The organism is Glaciimonas sp. CA11.2 (genome assembly GCF_034314045.1).
In the GTDB taxonomy this organism is placed as follows: domain Bacteria; phylum Pseudomonadota; class Gammaproteobacteria; order Burkholderiales; family Burkholderiaceae_D; genus Glaciimonas.
In genome coordinates this window covers 882,613-903,927 of the sequence record NZ_JAVIWL010000001.1, presented here as the reverse complement: position 1 = coordinate 903,927, position 21,315 = coordinate 882,613, and the positions used below count along the sequence as shown (strand labels likewise).

The 21,315-nt window shown below is 48.7% G+C and carries 21 protein-coding genes and 2 pseudogenes; 15 read left to right on the top strand and 8 right to left on the bottom strand.

Annotated elements, in window-relative coordinates; genetic code table 11:
* The first annotated feature begins 3 nt into the window (after positions 1-3).
* From pyrR to RGU75_RS03840, 4 genes are all read left to right on the top strand, one after another.
* The gene (gene pyrR / locus RGU75_RS03855; RefSeq protein WP_322233177.1) at positions 4-534 is read left to right on the top strand and encodes a bifunctional pyr operon transcriptional regulator/uracil phosphoribosyltransferase PyrR; all 531 of its coding nucleotides are present in this window, start codon (positions 4-6) and stop codon (positions 532-534) included.
* Positions 527-1,486 (top strand): aspartate carbamoyltransferase catalytic subunit, encoded by a 960-nt coding sequence (locus RGU75_RS03850; protein WP_322233175.1) that lies wholly within the window; start codon positions 527-529, stop codon positions 1,484-1,486. Before pyrR ends, RGU75_RS03850 begins: the two co-directional genes overlap by 8 nt.
* A 211-nt stretch (positions 1,487-1,697) precedes the next feature.
* Entirely contained in the window at positions 1,698-3,020 is a 1,323-nt protein-coding gene (locus RGU75_RS03845; protein ID WP_322233173.1) for a dihydroorotase, read from the top strand.
* The gene (locus tag RGU75_RS03840) at positions 3,017-3,790 is read left to right on the top strand and encodes a lysophospholipid acyltransferase family protein (RefSeq protein WP_322233170.1); all 774 of its coding nucleotides are present in this window, start codon (positions 3,017-3,019) and stop codon (positions 3,788-3,790) included. Before RGU75_RS03845 ends, RGU75_RS03840 begins: the two co-directional genes overlap by 4 nt.
* A gap of 82 nt (positions 3,791-3,872) precedes the next feature.
* Here the strand turns inward: RGU75_RS03840 and RGU75_RS03835 are convergent, their stop codons facing one another.
* Entirely contained in the window at positions 3,873-4,706 is an 834-nt protein-coding gene (locus RGU75_RS03835; protein ID WP_322233168.1) for a symmetrical bis(5'-nucleosyl)-tetraphosphatase, read from the bottom strand.
* A gap of 452 nt (positions 4,707-5,158) precedes the next feature.
* Here RGU75_RS03835 and rfbB point away from each other — a divergent pair, with 452 nt between their 5' ends.
* From rfbB to rfbC, 3 genes and pseudogenes are all read left to right on the top strand, one after another.
* Positions 5,159-6,238, top strand: coding sequence for a dTDP-glucose 4,6-dehydratase (gene rfbB / locus RGU75_RS03830; RefSeq protein ID WP_322233166.1), 1,080 nt, complete (start codon positions 5,159-5,161; stop codon positions 6,236-6,238).
* Complete coding sequence (gene rfbA / locus RGU75_RS03825; RefSeq protein WP_322233164.1) at positions 6,238-7,125, top strand: glucose-1-phosphate thymidylyltransferase RfbA; 888 nt, start codon at positions 6,238-6,240, stop codon at positions 7,123-7,125. Before rfbB ends, rfbA begins: the two co-directional genes overlap by 1 nt.
* 2 nt (positions 7,126-7,127) lie before the next feature.
* Positions 7,128-7,490: pseudogene (gene rfbC / locus RGU75_RS03820) on the top strand (dTDP-4-dehydrorhamnose 3,5-epimerase); the annotation flags it as partial.
* 236 nt (positions 7,491-7,726) lie between these two features.
* Here the strand turns inward: rfbC and istB are convergent.
* The 4 genes from istB to RGU75_RS03800 form a co-directional block, all read right to left on the bottom strand.
* On the bottom strand, positions 7,727-8,515 hold the full coding sequence (istB, locus tag RGU75_RS03815) for an IS21-like element helper ATPase IstB (protein ID WP_322232604.1): 789 nt from the start codon (positions 8,513-8,515) through the stop codon (positions 7,727-7,729).
* Positions 8,499-9,857 (bottom strand): IS21 family transposase, encoded by a 1,359-nt coding sequence (gene istA, locus RGU75_RS03810; protein ID WP_322232605.1) that lies wholly within the window; start codon positions 9,855-9,857, stop codon positions 8,499-8,501. The genes istB and istA overlap by 17 nt, the downstream gene beginning before the upstream one ends.
* Before the next feature lie 118 nt (positions 9,858-9,975).
* A complete protein-coding gene (locus RGU75_RS03805) occupies positions 9,976-10,377 on the bottom strand; it encodes a hypothetical protein (protein ID WP_322233160.1) in 402 nt (133 codons plus the stop codon).
* On the bottom strand, positions 10,334-10,912 hold the full coding sequence (locus tag RGU75_RS03800) for a hypothetical protein (RefSeq protein WP_322233158.1): 579 nt from the start codon (positions 10,910-10,912) through the stop codon (positions 10,334-10,336). Before RGU75_RS03800 ends, RGU75_RS03805 begins: the two co-directional genes overlap by 44 nt.
* A 208-nt stretch (positions 10,913-11,120) precedes the next feature.
* Between RGU75_RS03800 and RGU75_RS03795 the strand changes: the two genes are divergently transcribed.
* From RGU75_RS03795 to RGU75_RS03760, 8 genes are all read left to right on the top strand, one after another.
* Positions 11,121-11,429: a hypothetical protein gene (locus RGU75_RS03795; protein ID WP_322233156.1), complete on the top strand. Its 309-nt coding sequence runs from the start codon at positions 11,121-11,123 to the stop codon at positions 11,427-11,429.
* A gap of 39 nt (positions 11,430-11,468) precedes the next feature.
* Positions 11,469-12,434, top strand: coding sequence for a glycosyltransferase family 2 protein (locus tag RGU75_RS03790; protein ID WP_322233154.1), 966 nt, complete (start codon positions 11,469-11,471; stop codon positions 12,432-12,434).
* Complete coding sequence (locus RGU75_RS03785; RefSeq protein WP_322233153.1) at positions 12,421-13,377, top strand: aldo/keto reductase; 957 nt, start codon at positions 12,421-12,423, stop codon at positions 13,375-13,377. The genes RGU75_RS03790 and RGU75_RS03785 overlap by 14 nt, the downstream gene beginning before the upstream one ends.
* Positions 13,374-14,168, top strand: a complete 795-nt coding sequence (locus tag RGU75_RS03780) for a sugar phosphate isomerase/epimerase family protein (RefSeq protein ID WP_322233151.1) — start codon at positions 13,374-13,376, stop codon at positions 14,166-14,168. The genes RGU75_RS03785 and RGU75_RS03780 overlap by 4 nt, the downstream gene beginning before the upstream one ends.
* Positions 14,165-15,373, top strand: coding sequence for a GtrA family protein (locus RGU75_RS03775; RefSeq protein ID WP_322233149.1), 1,209 nt, complete (start codon positions 14,165-14,167; stop codon positions 15,371-15,373). The genes RGU75_RS03780 and RGU75_RS03775 overlap by 4 nt, the downstream gene beginning before the upstream one ends.
* Complete coding sequence (locus RGU75_RS03770) at positions 15,282-16,298, top strand: IS30 family transposase (protein WP_322234666.1); 1,017 nt, start codon at positions 15,282-15,284, stop codon at positions 16,296-16,298. Before RGU75_RS03775 ends, RGU75_RS03770 begins: the two co-directional genes overlap by 92 nt.
* A 78-nt stretch (positions 16,299-16,376) precedes the next feature.
* Positions 16,377-17,318: a hypothetical protein gene (locus RGU75_RS03765; protein ID WP_322233147.1), complete on the top strand. Its 942-nt coding sequence runs from the start codon at positions 16,377-16,379 to the stop codon at positions 17,316-17,318.
* A gap of 439 nt (positions 17,319-17,757) precedes the next feature.
* The gene (locus RGU75_RS03760) at positions 17,758-18,672 is read left to right on the top strand and encodes an acyltransferase (protein ID WP_322233145.1); all 915 of its coding nucleotides are present in this window, start codon (positions 17,758-17,760) and stop codon (positions 18,670-18,672) included.
* 270 nt (positions 18,673-18,942) lie between these two features.
* On the opposite strand, the gene tnpC is transcribed toward RGU75_RS03760, so the two are convergent.
* From tnpC to tnpA, 3 genes and pseudogenes are all read right to left on the bottom strand, one after another.
* Complete coding sequence (tnpC, locus tag RGU75_RS03755; protein ID WP_322233143.1) at positions 18,943-20,508, bottom strand: IS66 family transposase; 1,566 nt, start codon at positions 20,506-20,508, stop codon at positions 18,943-18,945.
* 29 nt (positions 20,509-20,537) lie between these two features.
* A pseudogene (tnpB, locus tag RGU75_RS03750) lies at positions 20,538-20,852 on the bottom strand (IS66 family insertion sequence element accessory protein TnpB).
* 29 nt (positions 20,853-20,881) lie between these two features.
* Positions 20,882-21,274 carry an IS66-like element accessory protein TnpA gene (gene tnpA, locus RGU75_RS23935; RefSeq protein WP_416186780.1) on the bottom strand — a complete coding sequence of 131 codons (393 nt, stop codon included), beginning with the start codon at positions 21,272-21,274 and terminating at the stop codon, positions 20,882-20,884.
* Positions 21,275-21,315: the final 41 nt, after the last annotated feature.

Sequence of the window (21,315 nt, the reverse complement as noted above, 5' to 3'; positions counted from 1 at the left end):
TTCATGACAATAACTCACTCACCAGATTCATCCTATGATGCTGAAGCGTTATATCGGATATTGGAAGCGCAGGTAATCGCCGGTTTAGCCAACGCCGATAAAATTGCGGTGGTCGGCATCTATTCCGGCGGTGCGTGGCTTGCTGAACGGTTGGTGGCCGCATTGAACCTGTCTGACAAAGATCGCCTGGGGTTTATCGATGTCTCCTTTTATCGTGATGATTTTGCCGAAAAAGGGCTGCGTGCCGACATCAAGCCGACCCATATTTCGTTCGACGTCAACGGTGCTACCATTTTGCTGGTGGACGACGTGCTTTACACAGGCCGCACTACGCGAGCAGCCATCAATGAATTATTTGACTACGGTCGTCCGGCAAAAATCATGCTGGCGGCATTGATTGATCGCGGTGGGCGTGAATTACCGATTTCGGCTGATTTTGTGGCCGAAACTATCACGTTGCTGGCTGGCGAATCATTAGAACTTCATCGCGCCGAAAATGGCGAACTCTCTTTGACTGTGCATCACAATGCTTAATCCCCAACTGAATAAAAACGGCGAACTACAACATTTGCTGACCATCGAAGGACTGCCGACCTCAGTCGTTACGCACATTCTCGACACTGCATCATCGTTTGTGGGTATCAGCGACCGCGACGTTAAAAAAGTACCGTTAATGCGCGGCAAAAGCGTATTCAATCTATTCTTCGAAAACTCCACCCGTACGCGTACCACTTTTGAAATTGCATCGAAGCGCTTATCGGCAGATGTGATCAACCTGAACATTTCTGCCTCCAGCGCAAGCAAGGGCGAGTCATTGTTGGATACCATCGACAATCTGGCCGCCATGCACGCCGACATGTTCGTGGTACGCCATTCGCAATCGGGCGCGCCTTATCTGATCGCTAAACATCTGACGGATACTAAACAGTCCCACGTACACGTTGTCAATGCCGGTGACGGACGTCATGCGCACCCGACACAGGGCTTGCTCGACATGTACACGATTCGTCATTATAAAAAAGATTTTACCAATCTGACCGTTGCGATCGTTGGCGATATTTTGCATAGCCGCGTCGCGCGTTCCGACATTCATGGGTTGACAACATTGGGCGTGCCGGAAGTGCGCGCAATCGGCCCGCGCACGCTATTGCCGAGTGGCTTGGAGCAAATGGGCGTGCGGGTTTTCACCGATATGAATGAAGGTTTGAAAGGCGTCGATGTCATCATTATGTTACGCCTTCAAAACGAGCGTATGACCGGAGCGCTGTTGCCGTCGGCGCAGGAATTTTTCAAGAGCTACGGCCTCACGCCAGAGCGCCTGGCGCTGGCAAAACCGGACGCCATTGTGATGCACCCTGGGCCAATGAACCGTGGTGTCGAAATTGATTCTGCCGTGGCTGATGGCGCGCAAGCGGTGATTTTGCCACAAGTGACTTTTGGGATTGCAGTAAGGATGGCGGTGATGAGCATTTTGGCAGGAAATTAAATGTGCGGAAAATAATGCTCGCCGGTCGATGAGGACGCATGAATATTCATGCGCCGATTTATACACTACCGCCGGGCATACGGATCAACATAATCGCTGGTTTGCTAAGTAAGCCAATAAGTAACTAACTTATTGGCTTACTTAGCAACTTACTAAAGACTTGACCAACGATTTTGTGTCATTAAAAAACTCGCTAAGAAAAAATTTATACATGAAACTGCACATTAAAAACGGTCACCTGATTGATCCTGCAAACGGTATCGATGCCAAGCAAGATCTGTATATAGCCGATGGTAAGGTAATCGCTATCGGCCAGCCTCCCGCCGATTTTGTTGCGGATAAAACGATTGATGCCAGTGGGTTGATAGTCGCTCCTGGCCTGGTCGATCTGAGTGCGCGTTTGCGTGAGCCGGGTTACGAATATAAGGCGACGCTTGAATCGGAAATGCAAGCAGCCATGCAAGGCGGAGTGACTAGTCTGGTTTGCCCGCCAGACACCGATCCAGTGCTGGATGAACCTGGTCTGGTAGAGATGTTAAAACATCGCGCCAAGTCGTTAAATCAGGCACACGTCTACCCGCTCGGTGCGTTGACGGTTGGCTTGAAAGGGCGAGAGTTGACTGAAATGTCTGAGTTGACCGACGCCGGGTGTATTGGATTTTCTCAGGCCGATGAACCGATTTTAGATACAACCGTACTATTGCGCTCGCTGCAATATGCGCAGACGTTCAATTACACCGTATGGTTGCGCCCGCAGGATCCGTATCTTGGGCACGATGGTATCGCCAACAGCGGGGCGGTAGCGTCGCGTTTGGGATTGTCCGGCGTTCCTGTCATGGCCGAGACTATCCGGTTGTACACCATTTTTGAATTGGTACGGGCAACCGGCGCACGCGTGCATTTATGCCGAATTTCTTCGGGAGCCGGTGTTGATTTGGTACGGTTGGCGAAAAAAGAAGGTCTGCCGATCACGTGTGACGTCGGCGCGCATCATATTCATATGACTGAAGTGGATATTGGCTTCTTTGATTCGAATGCGCGTATGACGCCACCGTTCCGTTCGCAACGGGACCGTGACGGAATTCGTCAAGGTTTGCTGGATGGCACCATCGATGCTATCTGCTCAGACCACACGCCAGTTGATGACGATGAAAAATTGCTGCCGTTTGGAGAAGCAACGCCAGGCGCTACGGGACTTGAACTGCTGTTATCGCTGGCGCTCAAGTGGGCCGAAGAACACGTGGCACCTTCTGAGCAACCACTCAGCCGTGCATTAGCAAAAATTACCAACGATGCGGCCCGCGTAGCCGGTTTGTCAGCCGGTCAACTGAATGTGGGCAGTATTGCCGACATCTGCCTTTTTGATCCGTCGGTACGTTGGACGGTGGATGCTAAATCACTGGCGAGTCAGGGCAAACACACCCCATTTTTGGGTTACGAGTTAACCGGCCAGGTAAAAGCGACGATCGTTGCTGGCCACATTGCTTACGAACGCTTACTTGATGGCGTTGATGGCGTACCTAAACGCGCATGATCGCCTATCGGCTGTTCAGGATAATCGCGCATCTGTTCGCCGGTCTTTTGACCTGCGCGTTGGTGTTTCCGTTTACCGATGCTGCCGGTCGTCATTGGCGCATTCGTCGTTGGTCAATCAAGGTATTAGCTATTTGCCGCGTAACCGTCGAAGTCAGTAATCCGTATCAACGTGACATTGCATCGCCAGCGTTGATCATCGCCAATCATGTCTCGTGGCTAGATATCTTTGTGATCAACTCAACAGAACCTTGTCGCTTTGTCGCAAAATCAGATATCCGTGACTGGCCGTTAATCGGCTGGCTGTGCGCGCAGGCCGATACAATTTTTATTGCGCGTGGCAAGCAGCGCGATGTGCGTCGGATTTTTCAGGGCCTCGTCAGCAGTATCCATGCCGGCGAGCGCGTCGCCTTTTTCCCTGAAGGCACAACTGCTGCACAAGGCGCAATATTGCCATTTCATGCAAATTTGTTTGAGGCGGCGGTTGATGCGCACGTGCCGATTCAGCCCTACGCGTTACGTTATGTCGATGCAGCCGGTCAATTGCATCCGGCTGCAGATTTTATCGGAGACATGAGCTTTGCTCAAAGCATGATTGCAATCATGAAAGCAGCACCTATGAAGGCAGAGTTGATTCAGCTGAAATCAATTGAAACAGCAGGAATACATCGACGCGATCTGGCGGCGATTGCTCACGTCGCCATTGCGGAAGCGTTAGGGCAAAGGCGACCAGAAGAGCAAGTTGTCAGTATGGCCAGTGTTGGAAATTAGAGCGATATTGGAAAAGTGCAGAATAGTGCATTCTGCACAAGTACGGTGCTCAACAGACGCTTAGTAAAAAAAAGACCCAAAATTAACTCGGTTTTTGTGATTCTGGACAGCTAACCTGAAACAAAGCACGGTCTTCAAGCCGTACAGCAGTCAACTTCCCACCCCACACGCAACCGGTATCAAGACCAATTAAGTTCGGTCTCAAGGTGAGACCCAAAGTCGACCAATGTCCGAATACAACGGTAACGTCTTTTGTCTGGCGCTGGGCTACGTCAAACCACGGCAGATAACCGGGCAACGCTGTTCCCGCGCTTTCCTTTGCCGCAAATTCCATCGTTCCATCCTCGGTACAAAATCGCAGTCGGGTCAAAGCATTTACGATGCAGCGTAAACGCGCGTTACCTTGCAATGTATCGTCCCAGCGCGTCGGTTCGTTACCATACATTTCACGTAAAAAATTAACCCAATCCGGACTCTGCAACACCGCCTCAACCTCTCGTGCAAGTGCTAAGGTCTGGGTTGTCGACCATTGTGGCAAAACGCCCGCATGCAGTAACAAATGACCATTTTCAAACAAAGCCATTGGTCGTCGTCGTAACCAGTCCAGCAGTTCGTCGCAGTCCGGTGCATCCAACACTTGCGCCAGGGTATCCTGTCGATGCAATTTGCGAATCCCATGCGCCGCCGCTAATAAATGCAAATCATGGTTGCCAAGCACTGCCTGCGCGCGATCCCCAAGGGAACGTATTAATCGTAAAGTAGCCACTGAGTCCGGCCCCCTATTGACCAGGTCACCAACAAAAAATAATTTCGCGTCTGGTGTCGCAGCGTCAATTTGCGCAAGCAATTCGACCAGACTTTGATAGCAGCCTTGCAGATCGCCGATGGCGTAAGTATGGGTATTGTTAGTTGTCATGGTTTGATTGGATGGCTGATAAATGAATGCCTTATTGTAGGGCATTCATTTTATGTTTCAGGTTGGTCCTGATATGTCGCAGGTAAAACTGCATTAATCCACGCATTGGTATTTTGAACGTGGTTAATGGTTGATTCCTAGAGGGTTGATTGCTAAAAAATTAGCCGAGAACCAGCATTTTATCGGTCTCCACTTTTTTTGCTTTAATTCATTTCAGAAGGTATCTAAATGGCAATTGTGGCATCACAATAGAATGATACTTTGCAACAAAGTGTTACTTCAGGTGTCTTTTCTCAGGGAAAACGAAATATAAAGTGCTGTTTTGGTAACTTAATGACCGCGATAATAGTGGATAATTATGGGCTAGTGGCAAATTGGTGTATTTCCCTGTACGACATTCATTTTTAGTCGGGTAGATCGCTATCATTTTTAAACGCATTCAGGATACCCACATGATTCTCATTACTGGCGGCGCCGGTTTTATCGGCTCTAATTTTGTACTCGACTGGTTGGCACAAAGTGATGAATCGGTAATTAATCTCGATAAGCTAACTTACGCGGGCAATATTAATAACCTCGCCACCGTTAATGAGGATCAACGACATATTTTTGTGCATGGGGATATCGGTGATACCGCACAAGTTGCCGCACTGCTGGCCCAATATAAACCACGTGCCGTTGTTCACTTCGCCGCAGAAAGTCATGTTGACCGCTCAATACACGGACCTGCTGCGTTTATCGAAACCAACGTTAATGGCACTTTTGGTCTATTGGAAGCAGTGCGCGCCCATTGGTCAGTTTTGCCTGAAACCGATAAGGCCGCTTTCCGTTTTCTGCACGTGTCGACCGATGAGGTATACGGCACGCTGGGCGCAGACGATGCGCCGTTCACAGAAACGACAGCATACGCCCCGAATAGCCCTTACTCAGCCTCGAAAGCCGCATCAGATCACCTGGTGCGCGCCTATCACCATACATATGGCTTGCCGACGCTAACCACCAATTGCTCGAATAATTACGGGCCGTATCATTTCCCCGAGAAGCTCATCCCGCTCATTATTACCAACGCCCGTGCAGGGAAGCCGTTACCCATTTATGGCGACGGTCAGCAAGTGCGTGACTGGCTCTATGTCAGCGATCATTGCGCCGCAATTCGTCGTGTTTTAGAGGCAGGACGGCCAGGCGAAGTCTATAACATCGGCGGCTGGAACGAGAAAGCCAACCTGGATGTGGTCCATGTTTTATGCGACATCCTGGATGCCCTCGATCCAAAAACGAATGGCAGCTACCGCGATCAAATTACTTACGTAACTGACCGTCCCGGGCATGATCGCCGTTACGCAATTGATGCAGGAAAAATTGCTCGAGAGCTAGACTGGAAGCCAGCTGAGACTTTCGAAACAGGCATTCGCAAGACGGTCCAGTGGTATCTTGATAATCAGCCTTGGGTGAACAATGTTCAGTCAGGCGATTATCTGAAATGGGTTGAGCAAAACTATAGCCAACGTAAAGCCAGCGAGGAGATCAAGTAATGACGTTAGCACGTAAAGGAATTATTCTCGCAGGTGGGTCAGGCACCCGTTTATATCCAGTCACCATGGCGGTTTCCAAGCAGTTACTGCCGGTCTATGACAAACCGATGATTTACTATCCGCTGACCACGTTGATGTTGGCGGGTATTCGCGAAATCCTGATCATATCGACACCGCAAGACACCCCGCGCTTCAAGGAACTGCTTGGTGATGGTAGTCAATGGGGTCTCGCTTTAACCTATGCAGTACAACCCACACCCGACGGACTGGCGCAGGCTTTTATTATCGGACGCGAATTCGTTGGTGATGCGCCATCAGCTTTGATCCTCGGCGATAACATCTATTACGGTCATGATTTCGAAACGCAATTGCGGGATGCGTCTGCTCGGGCCACGGGTTCGACCGTGTTTGCCTATCACGTGCAGGATCCGGAGCGATACGGTGTAGTCGAGTTTGACGGTGAACGCCGTGCAGTCAGCATTGAAGAAAAGCCAGCGCATCCGAAGTCTAACTATGCCGTTACCGGTTTGTATTTCTACGATCAACAGGTCTGTGATATCGCAGCCAGTATAAAACCCTCCGCACGTGGTGAATTAGAGATTACGGACGTTAATCGGGTTTATCTTGAAACTAATCAGCTTAATGTGGAACTAATGGGCCGCGGTATGGCTTGGCTGGATACTGGCACGCATGAATCTTTGCTGGAAGCAGGTCAATTCATTGCGACTATCGAAAATCGTCAAGGTTTGAAAGTCGCTTGCCCAGAAGAAATCGCTTTCCGCAAAGGGTATATCAGCGCCGAACATCTCGAAGCGCTTGCGCAACCATTAAAGAAAAATGGCTACGGTCAATATTTGCTGCGATTACTGACAGATAAGGTTTATTAAAGATGCACATTCAAACAACCGATATTCCCGACGTACTCATCATCGAACCCAAAGTATTCGGTGACGATCGAGGATTCTTTTACGAGAGTTTTAACGAGCGCACCTTTCAAGAACTGACCGGTGTCACGACCACTTTCGTGCAGGATAATCACTCCAAATCGGCTAAGAATGTGCTGCGCGGTTTGCATTATCAAATCCAGCAACCACAAGGTAAATTGGTCCGCGTCGTAGCCGGCGAAGTATTTGACGTTGCCGTCGATATCCGCAAAAGTTCTCCTACATTTGGTCGTTGGGTCGGCGTGGTCTTATCGGCTGAAAATAAGCGTCAAATGTGGGTACCACCGGGCTTTGTGCGCGGCAGCGTGAATATGCCTAGCTTTGGGCAACTTGAAAGTGCCTAGTGCAATTGGGTGATCTGATTTTATATTTTCGTATTTTCAGCTCAACATAATTCTCCCGAAGAGCGCGACTTCGTTATTCATCCTTATGTCATGACGAATCCGAGACCAATTGAATACTGTTGAGAGAGTGATGCAGGCAGATTGTCGGCGAGGTCAGGCATGGCACGCTGGCGCAGCCAGCATGCCATGCCTTCTTTTGATTAAGGCTTCAAATTTTCAATCTGATCCTTCATGCGGTAACTTTTCCCCTCAATGAGGATGGTTTCAGCATGGTGCAGAAGTCGATCAAGCAAGGCTGATGTCAGCGTACTGTCGTTGTTAAAGATTTCAGCCCAGTGTTTGAATGCCCGGTTAGAGGTCACGATAGTAGAGCTACGTTCATAACGCGCACTAATAATTTGGAACAGACAGTCAGCACCAAATTTATCGATCGGAAGGTATCCAAGCTCGTCAATAGCGAGCACAGATGGCTTCAGATATTTGTTCATTTCACGCTTGAATCCGCCAGCTGCTTGCGAAGCCGAGAGTGAGTTGATGATCTCGGCGGCCGAAGTAAATAACGCCGAATGACCCTGCAAGCAGGCAGTATGAACCAGTGCAGTTGCCAAGTGACTCTTTCCTAAACCAACACTGCCAACAAAGATAATATTCGCCTTATCCTTTAGAAAGCCAAGACGAAATAAATGCCGGACCTGTAATTGATTGATGTTGCTCGGCCAGCTCCAGTCAAACTGGTCAATCGTTTTTAATACCGGCAATCGTGCAGCTACAATGCGTCGTAATGTTGTGCGGTCGTTGCGCTGATTGCTTTCGCCATCGATCAATTCAGCCAGGTAATCTACATGCGGCGACTGATCTAAAGCCGCCTTCTGTCCTAACGATTCAAAGTGTTCATTCATATACGGCATGTGCATAGCCAGCAGTTGCTCATGTAATACGGCCATATCACATCCGAGGTCAGGTTTGGCGATGTCAGCTTTTGTTTTCATGATGGCTCAGTTCATATAGGGAGAGATCGGGCTCGGCAATCGTCATGTCGAGTAGGTCCTGCCGCCGTGTCAATTGCAAGGGACTTGCTTGTGGTAGTTCGCGGGCACGAGCTTCAAGCAAGTTGGTAATGTATTCGCCACTGAAGGCATCAAACACCAGCGCATCTTCAATGGCACGGCCTGTTTCAGCAACCCCGTAAATTTCTGCAAGGGCATTGATCTTGGCGACATGATTGCGCCAGTTAGCTCGGCGCACCATCAGTCCTTCGTGGTATTTTCCGGCTTGTGGGGTCAGAGACAGGAAGCGCAACAGCAGGCGCTGCGCCTGAGCATTTTTGCGCTGCTCAACAAGCACCTTCGGATGATCCGGGTTTTCAATATCTTGACCGCGCTCGTAACTGCGCAGATGCCAGGCGATGAGTTGATCGGCGTAGTAAATGCAAACGCGCTCCGGATAAGCTTTGAGGATCACGATGATGCCTACGTAGTGCACCGGTACGGAGTAACGATTAGCATCAAAGGCCACACGAAATTGCTTGGACACCCGTGCCGTGCTGATGCGGCCAATATCATAGGGGGCCGGATTGCAGGGCTGCAGATGTGCCCGTTCTTGTTCAAACATGTCGATCGGACGCTGATGCGTTTTGGCGTGAATGCGGACATTGGCAACCGTGTCCAACCACAATTGTGCGGCTGGATTGACTGCATTGAAATCGCCCAATTCCAGACCGTTGAGGAAGTTCTTTTTGACATAGCCGACACCATTTTCAACTCGGCCTTTTTCCCACCCTGAAGCTACATTACAGGCCGTAATCGTGAAGCCACAGTGACGGGCGTAATCCAGATAGCGTTGATTAAATATCGGCGCACAACCCGCTAAATGACTGAGTACGCCAGTTTTTAAATTGTCGATCATGATCCGACTCGGTACCGCATTGAAAGCTGCAAAGGCATGTTCATGCGCTACCAGGAAATGCTCCATCGTCTGCGCGACAAAGAACTCCAAATACATGCGCCGGCTATGGCACAACACCATGACGAAGAAGCTCAGTTGCCGACGTGTTTGACCCACGCCAATCGTGCCCCAACTGCCCCAGTCAACCTGCGCCGCTTCGCCCGGTGCGAACACCAACGTGAGGAACGCAGATCGATGTTTGGGCCGTATGAGACGGACATATTTTTTAACCGTGCTGTAGCCACCGGCGTAGTTGTTTTCACGCAGCCGCTGGAAGATCTGCTGGGCACTGAACGGGTGTGTATCGAGCAGCCGAGTGACTTCTCCTTTGAAGGGGTCCAATACGCTCGGCCGGGGTACTTTTTTTCTGGGTTCGTAATGCAGCATATATCAACCCAGCTCGCTACCGTGCGGTGGTGTAAATGAAGTGCTGCGGCGATCTGGCTCAAACTCATATGCTGCCGATCACGGCAATCTCGAATCTGGCACCAGAGTTCATAGGTAATCATGGGCGCTTACCGAGTGCATCATGAAGTGCCTTCAGATGCGCTTGCACTGTCGTACTCGCCGATATGTCAGTGGTTGTCAGCGTGGATGTCGGTGCTGGCACCATCGTGGGGTGTGGTGCGGCTTTAGGTGGGAGCGGCTTGTCTAACGCAAGGATCTGGTAGACCGGTGGGACGTATGCCAGTAGCTGTGCCTGAATCAAGCCTGTGCGGCTGCGGTGCAAACGCTCAGTATCCATTGATAAAATCCGTGCGATTGCTCCATCCCCATACCAGCTTAGTCCCTGAGCATCGGCCACCGTGACCAGGAACAGATAGAGCGCCATCGCATAGGCATCCAATTGATCGAGGTAGTGCTCACGCACCAGGCGCTGATCGATCCAACTGAACTGTGCTGGCACCTCGCGCCGGCGCTGTGAACAAATCAACTGTTTTGATGACGTCATCTGGCAATCCTCTGTTGGTAATATCGGCGCCTAATTGTTGCAGTTTCCGAGTGGTGGACGCTATGTCATCTTGTAACGTTAAATTGAAGAAATGGGCCAGAAAGCCAATAAACACCAGCGATTGCGGGCCGATGACATCTTGTAACGCAGGTTCAGCCATCTTTGCTGGATTTTTATCGGCCTCATTTTTCTGTTTGATATCAATAGGTTGCGCATGGCAGTGATCTTGTAACGCAGTGGCCCGTTTAACTTTTTGCTGCTCACGGTATTCAGGGTGATCCTTTTGCCAAGAACATACCCGGTCCACCGCTTCAGGTCCGCTGAAATAATCTCGGTTCTCTGGCTTATTGGTCCATGCGCGTTGACTCGCCGCTTTTGATGCTTTTCGGCACGCGGGTGCATTGCAATATTGTTGGTGGCGGGTGTTGCGGTGGTCGGCATCGAACGAATGCTTACAGCACCGGCAGAGGCGACGTTTTGTGGGTCTCATGAGGAATCCTCCATGACCCTATGATGCGCCGCATAAAATGGTTAAAAACCAATAAATCGAAGGCAGAACAAGACTAAGTGCGAAGAAAAGACAGTTTGGAGTGAAAAATCAGGAAGAAAATAAAGAATAAAATAATGGTGGATGTGGCAACTATTAGGCACTTTCAAGTTGCCGGAAGCTAGGCACTTTCGGGTCGCCGATCACACATATGCACTGGAATGACGATCAGGGCATTAATCCTTACCAAAAACTTAGTGAATATGAGCGTGCAACGCGTGTTGACCGCATGATCAGGGATGTAGGTCGTTATCTCCCTGCCGTTTTTGATGCCAAGTATGTCGACTCGTTATTTGAAATCAAAACCGTTCTGGTAAAGAATGAGGGGGATGACGGTAGGCCGATTTTGTTCGAAAAGCATCCAGAATTACCGGGGTGTTACTCCGTCCTAGGTGGAAAAATAGACAATATTTATGATGTGCTTGAAAAGCTTGAAACAGAGTCTTTTAGCAGCTACTAAGCGATGCCGATATTTGGAAATAAATAGGAACTGATTTTGATGAAAAAATTGATCTCCGTAATTGGTCCAATGTACAATGAAGAGGAGCTTGTTTCCACGTTTTGCGAGGAAATTTTGACAGCTCTGGAGCCGATTACAGACCGTTATGAACTTGAAATAGTGTTGGTAGATGATGGCTCTAAGGATGGAACGCTAGTCCAAATGCGACAGCTTCGTGAGCGCTTCCCGGAAACTGTCACTTTAGTGCAACTATCTCGAAATTTTGGTCTGGAGGGCGCTATACATGCCGGTCTCCGCATAGCGGCGGGAGATGCGGTAATTGTAATGGACGCTGACCTTCAAGATCCCCCTGGCATAATTCTGCAAATGGTGAAGGAATGGGAAGAGGGAGCCAATGTCGTCGTCGGATCTCGGGCAGGTCGGCCCAATGACAGCGTTTTTAAGCGCCTGAGTGCCCATTTGTTTTATAGCACTTTGAATTCGCTATCGGGCAGAATTTGTTTAGAAAAAGATGCTGCCAATTTTCGTTTGCTGGATAGAAAAGCTGTGGCGACTCTTTTGGCACTCCCCGAAGTCAACGGAGTATTTCGGGTAATAGTTCCCTTTTTAGGTATGAAGACAGCGGTAGTTTCGTACGACAGGGACAAGCGATTTGCAGGAGAAACAAAATATCGTTTGAAGTCAATGATCAGGTATGCGCTGGATAGTCTTACGGGAATTTCTATTGAGCCCTTAAGAAAAATCCCTTCTGCTGCTGTGGCCTCATTCGTTTTGATGCTCCTATCGTTAGCTGGTATGTGCTTTGGTCCTGGCCAATGGCAGCCATCATTTTTAGTTTGCGCTGTAATGTCCCTGTTATTTTCCCTTCTTTTTGTTGTACTTTCAGTGATTGCCGAATATCTGGGTCAAGTCTGCACCGAGGTCAAGGGTCGCCCGACTTCACTCGTGTATGATTTTGAGCCTAGCAATTCTGCCCTTAAAAAGGTAACTCATGAAACCCTTTAAAAGGGTCGGTATGTCCGGCCTTAAGTTGTCCCAAATCACCTTTGGAAGTGCTCTGACCATTGGGACCGAAGATTCTGGCAAGGCATTTGCTCAGATGATGATCGACGGCGCCTGGGACCTGGGTATCAGATCCTTCGATACCTCGAACAATTATGGGATGGGGATGGCGGAAACACTTTTAGGGCATGCGCTGAAGAAATACCCTAGGGAAGAGTTTGTCTTGGCCACCAAGGGTTCATGGCCAATTGGTTCACACACCTATCATCAGGGTTTGGGAAGAAAGCATATTCTCTGGGCTTTCGACGAGTCCATGAAAAGGTTGGGAATGGAATATGTGGATGTTTATTATGCCCACCGTTACGATCCAGAAACCCCTATGGAGGAGGTTGTACGCACCTTCAACCGGCTGATCAACTCCGGCCGAATTCTATATTGGGCCACCTCAGAATGGCCTCTCGCAGCTTTAGTTGAATGCCACGAGGTTTGCAATCGACTAGGGCTCGAAAAGCCTATCCTTGACCAATTCATTTATTCGTATGCAATTAATAAAGCCGATATTAATGGTGTCCGCGCTTTCTGTCAGGCGGAAGGCGTTGGAATGTTAGGCTTTGCTCCCTTAGCTCAAGGTCTCCTTACCGGAAAGTATCGCGAATCTATTCCTCCAGAGTCCCGGATCGCAAAAAGTGGCCAGCTTGGGTACGACAAAACACAGAAAATATACGAGCAAAACAAGGCTAGGATCGATCATTTTTCCAGGGTATGCGTTGAACATGAGGTCAAGGGATCCCATGCCGCTATTCAGTGGGTTTTACGTCGTGGCGTTCTACCGGTCTTGGGTGCAAGTAGTCCCACACAACTGAAGGAGAACGTGGGCGCCTTAGATAGCGAAATCCCTGATGATTTTTGGGTTGAGGTTGATGCGTTTGAGGTAGATAAAATATGAAAATTTCAGCATCGAATATCGCATGGGGCCTCGAAGACGATCAAGAGGTTTATTCAAAGATGAAGGCTGAAGGCTTTTCCGCGCTCGAAATTGCTCCGACCCGGCTAGTACCGCAGAAGCCTTATCAGCCCGAAAATATTATTGTGGCCGCTTCCCTGGCTGCAGAGATTCAAAATAGTTGGGGCTTTGGTATCTGCTCTATGCAGTCTCTTTGGTACGGCCTGACTGAGCGAATTTTTGGCACTCCAGAGGAAAGGGCATTTTTATTGCAATACACATGTTCGGCACTGGATTTCGCCGCAGCCGTTGGCTGCCCGCATGTGGTTTTTGGAAGCCCCCGAAACCGGATCATCGAGCATCCTGAGCAGAGACCGGTAGGGGAGGAGTTTTTCGCTGCCTGTGCCGCCTATGCAGAGTCCAAGTCCGTCACTATCGGCATTGAGGCGAACCCGTCCTCTTACGGAACCAACTATCTAAACACTACGCCCGAGGCATTGGAGTTGGTTCAAGCTATTAATTCTCCTTTTTTTAAGTTAAACCTTGATCTAGGGACGATGTTGGAAAACGAGGAAAATTTGAGCACACTTGAGACCTTAATCCCTCATATCAGTCATGTTCACATCAGTGAACCATCCTTGGCGGCTGTTATTGACCGGTACGAACACCAGGAACTCGCTCGACGTTTGGAGGATGGGGGCTACACCGGCTGGGTATCTTTGGAAATGAGAAACCTTGGGACAGAAACTTTATTTCGGTCCCTGGAAACGGTAGCTAAGGTTTTCAATAGATGACGGCGGCATCCTGGGAACGTCATAGACCACTTTTGAATGGCTTTCTAAAATTTGCCGTCATTGGAGGGCTCGGAACCCTTACCAACTTACTTCTGTTTTTCTTGTTGGTGGACTGCCTTCGTGGCCCCGCTCTGCCCATCGCTGTACTGTGTTACATACTTGCATCAACCCAGAATTATATTCTTAATCACTATTGGACCTTCAAAAGGGACGTTGGCCCCAGCATAAGGCTTTGGCAAATGTACCTTGTGGGATCCTTGGGTGGCTTGGTGGTCAACATATTAATACTTCGGATAACGTTGTCTTGGTTCCCTATGATTGTCTATTCTCAGTTACTTGGGATTGGTGCGGGTTTAATAGTGAATTTTTTCATGGTTAAAGTATTTGTCTTTAAAAATGAACACTCAGCAAATTTGCATAAGGATACGGATTTAAGTCCGAATTCAAATTTTTTTAATTTAATTAACTTCAAGACCATTAGAAATTATTTTTTTAATCTCCAGAAAGAGGACAAAAAATATTTTATATTAGCTTGGATTGTTATGTGTTTCGGTGTCTTTTTGAGATTCTATCATCTGGACAAGGTCGGATTGTGGTCAGACGAATTGTTCACCGTAGCTGCCGCTTTGGACGTGGGGCATGGATCATCATGGCTAAATTTCACTCCCAAAGTTATACCTGAGTTAAATTTTAATGATTCCTTTATTACTTGGAAGGCAGCTGATAATACTCCTCCGTTATTTGACTTATTAGTTATCCTTTGGGCTAAATGTTTTGGTAGTTCGGATTTCGTACTGAGGTCTTTATCGGCTTTCTTAGGGGCGCTCTCTCCATTTATATTTTTCTATGGGTTGAAAAAAAATGTCGGCTATTTGTCGGCATTTTTAGGTGTCACTTTATTGGCACTTTCTCCTTCTGCAATCATTTATTCGCAGGAAGTACGTAGTTACACATTAACTTTATTGTTATGCACGATAGCAACTGTTAGAGTTACTAATCATATATTACAAGCATCAAATTTTCCGACCGATAAAAAATGGACATCAAGTATATGGGTAGATGTAGGGCGTTCTCAAAGACCAAGTGCAACACCTTCTGCTGTAAGGTGCCGCCATGGCGAAAATTTACAAACATTTAACTACTCAGGAACGCGCCGTCGTCATGACCATGCGCGACGACCTGTGCTCCACCCGATCCATTGCTAAACGCCTTTGCCGTTCAGCCAGCACGATTAGCCGCGAACTCAAACGCACCAGCGGTGCCGGCGTCTACGATGCCAATCTGGCCCACGCACAATGCCAGGCGCGTCGTGTCCTGCCGCGACGTCTTCCCAAACTGCACGCGGACGGGGCCTTGTTCCAGGTCGTCCGGCATCAGCTAAAACTCCTCTGGTCGCCGCAGCAAATAGCGCGCAAACTCAGGGCCCTTTGGCCCGACAATTCTGAGAAATCTGTGTCCCACGAGACCATCTACAACGCCATCTACTTGCACCCACGCGGCGAACTCAAGCGTGAGCTGATTGCCTGCCTGCGTCACCACAACCAGGTCCGTAAGCCACGCAGCCGTGGCACCGATCGCCGGGGTCAGATCCCAGATATGCAGAGCATCCACATCCGGCCTCCAGAGGTCGAGGACCGCCTCATTCCCGGCCATTGGGAAGGGGACTTGATCAAGGGTGCCGGCAACCGCTCATCGGTGGGCACGCTGGTCGAGCGCACGACCGGCTTTGTGGTGCTCGCCAAGATGGACAACGCAACCACCAAAGCGGTCGTCGACAGCTTCTCGGCGGTGCTCAACCGCGAGCCGGCAGCGATGCGCAAGACCATGACTTACGACCAAGGGCGCGAGATGCACGGCCACAAAATCCTCACCGAGCGCACCGGTGTTCAGATCTATTTCGCCGACCCGCACAGCCCTTGGCAGCGCGGGTCAAATGAAAATACCAACGGCTTGTTGCGCCAATACATGCCCAAGGGTTCGGACCTGTCGATCTACTCTCAGGACGAACTCGACGCCATCGCCTTGTCGCTCAATACGCGTCCAAGAGCAAGGCTCGATTATGAGTCGCCACTCGTCGTTTATACTCAGCACATCGCGTTGCTACAACATCCGACTGACACTGTTAATTAACCCAGTGTTGCGCTTGGTATTTGAAACCGCCTAGCCATATACGTATTGATGGCTTACTCCCATTACACTGGTTTATTTATGGCCGGTCTTTTTGCTGGAATTTACACTCTTTTTGTCATATTTCCGAGTCGCAGATATTTTGAAATCACAAAATTTTTAATTGTTCCTCTTGCTATTTTTCCGTGGATGTTGCTGAGCAAAAAAGCATTCATATTTAGTAGTCATGGAGGTTATGCTTGGGGGGAGTATCATCTCTCTCAAATAATTACCCAAATGATTCCCGGGACGTTAAATTTCTTGCTGCCAGGTTATGGAGTCGGATTTAGTGTAGTCTGGGCTGTTTTTCTTATGACATGCTTGACTGGTTACTCTGAAAAACAAAATTGGATTTTTTCACTCAAGCATATAAGAGAACGGATTTTTGATAAAAAAATTATTTTAGCGATTTTATTGATAGCTACTATTTTATTTTTATTCTTATATTCTGTATATAACGCCTTTACATCAAAAATGTGGCATCCTCGCTATTTTTTAGTCGCGTTGCCGGTCATCTATTGTTCATTTTCATTGTTATTTTCTGCGTCAAAGCTAAAAGAATTACTCTCAATTATATTAACAATAATAATTTCAATATTAAGTTTGATTGGTATATTTAATTATTTTTATAAAGATAACTCTTACAAAGAAGAATATAGGGAAGGCGCGGATTTTATTGCAAATAATATAAAGGACGATTCTGTAATTCTTCTAAATTGGCCGGCAAATGAAGCGTATTACCGTCATTATTTAGACAAGTTGTTACCCAAAACGGGCCTTAAATACACATATAAACCTGTTGCAAACTATGATGACGTAAAGAAAATTTGTGCTTCCGATCAGAAAAAAGGACGGAGTTTCTTTGTATTTCAACACCAGGATCAAACGCCTCTCTTCCAAGAACTTGATCGTTGTTCAGGTATGGTGAAGATTGCTGGCCAAAAATTTAGGGGTGTCTTAGTGTATGAATATGTCGTTAAGTAAGGCCGTTTATTAAACGCTTACATTCTCATACTTAAGTCATAATCGCCGCCTTTTACTTATGAATATGGATATATTAACGATCAAGATAAATGTAAGCATATCCGCTACGGGCAAGGTGTTATCATTAAGCCGCTGCTTAGGGACGTGATCGGTTAATGTCATGCATATTTGACTTTTAACCGCGAAAGATATATTGCGATTCTAATGTGAGTTTGAACTGATACGTAGTAACTTGTGTGTAATGAAGCGCTGAACCTATACTTACTTGATGTAAAAAGTTATTTAAGATTATTTCAGCCTGTAAGTTCATATGTCTAAAAGAGCGGCAGGATAAATTTCAATTTTAAATTACTAATATATTTATCCGTAATACACGCCAAACCATTACGCGCCTTCTTTTATACGTTCAAGCCTGTATATTACAATTTCTGAGGTTAAATTGAATTTTCGTATTTCGTACCTGCGCGCCTTGGCTTGTATATTAGTTGTTTTACTCCATGTCAGTGGCGAGGAGTTCGGGGCCTTTTCCGATCGGTGGGCTGCTGCGAATATATATGCAGCAATTTCACGCGTATGCGTCCCCATATTCTTTATGATTGCTGGGGCGACATTGCTTGGTAAAGTTGAGCCCTTAGGCGAATTTTTCTCTAAACGAGTGATAAGAATAGGACCACCAATCTTGTTTTGGTCTGCTATTTATATAGCCTGGTCTTATTACTGGATGCGTTCAGACGATTGGCCAATTAAATTTATTAATGGACAGGCTGCGTTCCATTTATGGTATCTATACTCACTAATTGGAATATATGCCTTCATTCCGCTGTTGCGTCGCTTATATCAGAGCGGAACAAATGGCGAAATTGCCCTCTATCTCGGCGGGTGGGCCATTACCTCTACTTACATGACTTTTAAGGTAGCGTTACCTGCCAGTTTACAGAGTTTATTAGAGGGTTGGCATCTTTGGCAATTCTACGGAAATACAGGATACCTACTTCTCGGTGCTTGTTTGTACGATGATCGCTTGTTTTCCCGATTAGGTCGGATGTCTTGGGGGGTGGTATTTATTGTAGCGTTCGCCGTGACTACCTTATCAACCTATTATTATTCGCATTTAATTGGTGCACCCTCACAACTGTTTTACTCGAATTTATCTCCAAACATTATATTGTTATCAGCGGCGGTATTCTCACTCGTTCTTCGAGTTAAGAAATTGCCTCAGTTACTTGACATACCAATACAGTCTCTCAGCAGCTGCTCACTCGGGATTTATGGAATTCATGTACTGATAGTTGGTCAACTAACAGCAAACTGGGGAGTGCCGCCCACTATAGGAAGCCTTGGACAGGACCACTAATTTCTACTGTTGCAGCACTCGGCATATCGTTTGCAGTTGTCCGAACTCTGCGTTTTTTGCCATTCATGCGGAGCGTTGCTTAGCATTGTATAAATGGTAAGAGTTTTAGCCCAGAAGTTCAAGCAAAGACGTATTTATATGATGTGCTTTATAAAAAATGGTGTGTCTTGTTTAATTCGAACTTAGACGTGCTCCTTGTACGCTTTAAACGTAAGCGTATTCCCACGGCCGTCTCGATAAATTCCGGCAGAGAAATTCAATCGGCAAGAATTAGCGGGCTATCGCCATCGTAGATGTGAAGTTCCACGGCAGGAAGTCATGGACCTGATTGACCGGGTGGTCGGCGATATGGGTGAGAACGTGGCGTAGCCAGGCTTCAGGATCAATACCGTTTAATTTCGCTGTGCCGATCAGTGAATAAACAGCGGCAGCCCGCTCTCCACCGCTGTCGGCACCCGCGAAGAGATAATTATGACGTCCGATAGCGACGCCACGCAAGGAGCGCTCCGCTGCGGAATTATCGATTTCAATATAGCCATCGTCACAATAACGTTTTAGCGCAGGCCATAGATTGAGGCTATACATGATGGCAGCGGTCGTGTCTGACTTGCGCGATAGCAGCAGAAGCGTCGCCCGTAACCAGAATTCGAAGTCATCGATAAGCGCGAGCGATTGTGCTTGTCGGGCTGCGCGACGTTGGTCCGGTGGTTGGCCGCGAATCTCAGCTTCAATCACATACAGTTCGCCGATCCGGCGCAAGGCTTCAGTGGTGACCGCAGATGGTCGGGCCACATGCAAATCATAAAATTTACGGCGTGCATGCGCCCAGCAAGCGGCTTCCACGACCTGGCCGCTTTCATAAATGGCGTTAAATCCAGCGTAGGCATCCGCTTGCAACACGCCACTAAAAGAGGCCAGATGTGTTTGTGGATGGATGCCTTTACGGTCCGGAGTATAGGCAAACCAGACTGCTGCTGGTTCAACAGATCCGGAAGGACGGTCATCCCGCACATAGGTCCATAGTCGCGCTGTCTTGGTCTTGCCATTACCCGGTGCCAGAACGGGTATGGGTGTGTCGTCGGCATGCAGTTTCGTGGCAGCCAGCACATGGCGTCGAATCGCGTCCACCAGTGGTCGCAGCAAACTGCTGGCAGCACCGACCCAGTCAGCCAATAATCCCCGATCCAGTTCGACACCTTCACGGGCATACATGACAGATTGCCGATAGAGCGGCAGGTGATCGGCATATTTACTGACCAGTACATGGGCCAGTAATCCGGGACCTGCCAGACCGCGTGTAATCGGACGACTGGGCGCGGCAGCTTGCAGGATGGTATCGCAGCACTTGCAGGCCAGCTTCGGACGAATGTGTCGGATGACTCTGAAGCTGGCGGGAATGAATTCGAGTTGTTCAGCAACGTCTTCGCCCAGTTGCCGCAGGCCACCACCGCAATCCGGACAGGCATTTTGTTCGGGCAAATAAATCTTCTCATCACGGGGTAAATGAAGGGGCAGCGGTTTGCGCGGTGCACTCTGGCGTGGCTTTCTGGTCGGAGGTTCTTCCATGGCAACAGCACTCTCATCGGCCTGCAAATCTTCCAGTCGCAGTTCAAGTTGTTCGATCTGGTGATCGAGCTTCTCGGATTTGCGGCCGAACTGCATGCGTCTGAGCTTGGCGATAAGAAGCTTGAGGTGTTCGATTTCGATCCCGCGCGTGGAAAGCTCTTCCCGCAACTGCGCCAGCGTTTCACTTTGCGCGGCAAGGGCGACGTCACGCTCCAGGATCATGGCCTGCAAGGTCGCGATATCGTCAGGAAGAGTGGTGTGCGTTGGCATGGTGCCAGTTTACGCATGTGTGGCGATGTTTACAAGCCTGATGAGGGCCGATTCGTGCGTTCCGGACGCCGCCAGTCGATCCCTTCCAATAGCATCGACAACTGCGCTTGCGAGAGCGACACCGATCCTTCCGTTGCCTGCGGCCAGATGAAACGGCCGCGTTCGAGGCGCTTGGCCAGCAGGCACAGGCCATCGCCGGTCTACCACAGAATTTTCAGGATATCTCCACGCCGTCCCCGAAAGACGAAGACATGACCGCTGAACGGATCTTCGCCCAATGCCGTCTGCACCTTGGCTGCCAGGCCATTAAAACCACAGCGCATATCGGTCATACCCGCTGCCATCCAGATACGTGTGCCTGCCGGCAGACCAATCATGCGAGCAACCGTTCCAGAACAAGGGCAAGCATGGCAGAGTCGACGACGCCTTCGAGTCGAAGCCGGGCTTTGCCTACTTCCAGAATAATGACCCCGGGGGAAACAGCGGTACTGGTAAAGACCGGTTGTGTATCTACCGGCAGGGGATCGCTGAGCACAACCGGCAATAATGTACTCTGCGGGCCCGAGGCAGTTTCAAAGGCTCCCACATGAAATAGCTTGCGCCATGCAAAAACCTGATTGGCATTGAGGTCATGCGCACGCGCCACCCGCGATACCGAAGTTCCTGGCACCAGAGATTCTTCGGCGACCCTGCGTTTAAATTCCGTTGAATGCTGGCGATAAGCGCCGCGCTTTGCTCGCGAAACCGTCCCAATATTTGTGTCCATAATGTGAATTTGTGGGCACAATTAATTTGTGCCTTCCCATT

What these genes read in the sequence shown, in the direction of transcription:
- pyrR (WP_322233177.1), top strand. Translation starts at nt 4, where the DNA reads ATGACAATAACTCACTCACCAGATTCATCCTATGATGCTGAAGCGTTA.
- RGU75_RS03850 (WP_322233175.1), top strand. Translation starts at nt 527, where the DNA reads ATGCTTAATCCCCAACTGAATAAAAACGGCGAACTACAACATTTGCTG.
- RGU75_RS03845 (WP_322233173.1), top strand. Translation starts at nt 1,698, where the DNA reads ATGAAACTGCACATTAAAAACGGTCACCTGATTGATCCTGCAAACGGT.
- RGU75_RS03840 (WP_322233170.1), top strand. Translation starts at nt 3,017, where the DNA reads ATGATCGCCTATCGGCTGTTCAGGATAATCGCGCATCTGTTCGCCGGT.
- RGU75_RS03835 (WP_322233168.1), bottom strand. Translation starts at nt 4,706, where the DNA reads ATGACAACTAACAATACCCATACTTACGCCATCGGCGATCTGCAAGGC.
- rfbB (WP_322233166.1), top strand. Translation starts at nt 5,159, where the DNA reads ATGATTCTCATTACTGGCGGCGCCGGTTTTATCGGCTCTAATTTTGTA.
- rfbA (WP_322233164.1), top strand. Translation starts at nt 6,238, where the DNA reads ATGACGTTAGCACGTAAAGGAATTATTCTCGCAGGTGGGTCAGGCACC.
- istB (WP_322232604.1), bottom strand. Translation starts at nt 8,515, where the DNA reads ATGAAAACAAAAGCTGACATCGCCAAACCTGACCTCGGATGTGATATG.
- istA (WP_322232605.1), bottom strand. Translation starts at nt 9,857, where the DNA reads ATGCTGCATTACGAACCCAGAAAAAAAGTACCCCGGCCGAGCGTATTG.
- RGU75_RS03800 (WP_322233158.1), bottom strand. Translation starts at nt 10,912, where the DNA reads ATGAGACCCACAAAACGTCGCCTCTGCCGGTGCTGTAAGCATTCGTTC.
- RGU75_RS03795 (WP_322233156.1), top strand. Translation starts at nt 11,121, where the DNA reads ATGCACTGGAATGACGATCAGGGCATTAATCCTTACCAAAAACTTAGT.
- RGU75_RS03790 (WP_322233154.1), top strand. Translation starts at nt 11,469, where the DNA reads ATGAAAAAATTGATCTCCGTAATTGGTCCAATGTACAATGAAGAGGAG.
- RGU75_RS03785 (WP_322233153.1), top strand. Translation starts at nt 12,421, where the DNA reads ATGAAACCCTTTAAAAGGGTCGGTATGTCCGGCCTTAAGTTGTCCCAA.
- RGU75_RS03780 (WP_322233151.1), top strand. Translation starts at nt 13,374, where the DNA reads ATGAAAATTTCAGCATCGAATATCGCATGGGGCCTCGAAGACGATCAA.
- RGU75_RS03775 (WP_322233149.1), top strand. Translation starts at nt 14,165, where the DNA reads ATGACGGCGGCATCCTGGGAACGTCATAGACCACTTTTGAATGGCTTT.
- RGU75_RS03770 (WP_322234666.1), top strand. Translation starts at nt 15,282, where the DNA reads ATGGCGAAAATTTACAAACATTTAACTACTCAGGAACGCGCCGTCGTC.
- RGU75_RS03765 (WP_322233147.1), top strand. Translation starts at nt 16,377, where the DNA reads ATGGCCGGTCTTTTTGCTGGAATTTACACTCTTTTTGTCATATTTCCG.
- tnpC (WP_322233143.1), bottom strand. Translation starts at nt 20,508, where the DNA reads ATGCCAACGCACACCACTCTTCCTGACGATATCGCGACCTTGCAGGCC.
- tnpA (WP_416186780.1), bottom strand. Translation starts at nt 21,274, where the DNA reads ATGGACACAAATATTGGGACGGTTTCGCGAGCAAAGCGCGGCGCTTAT.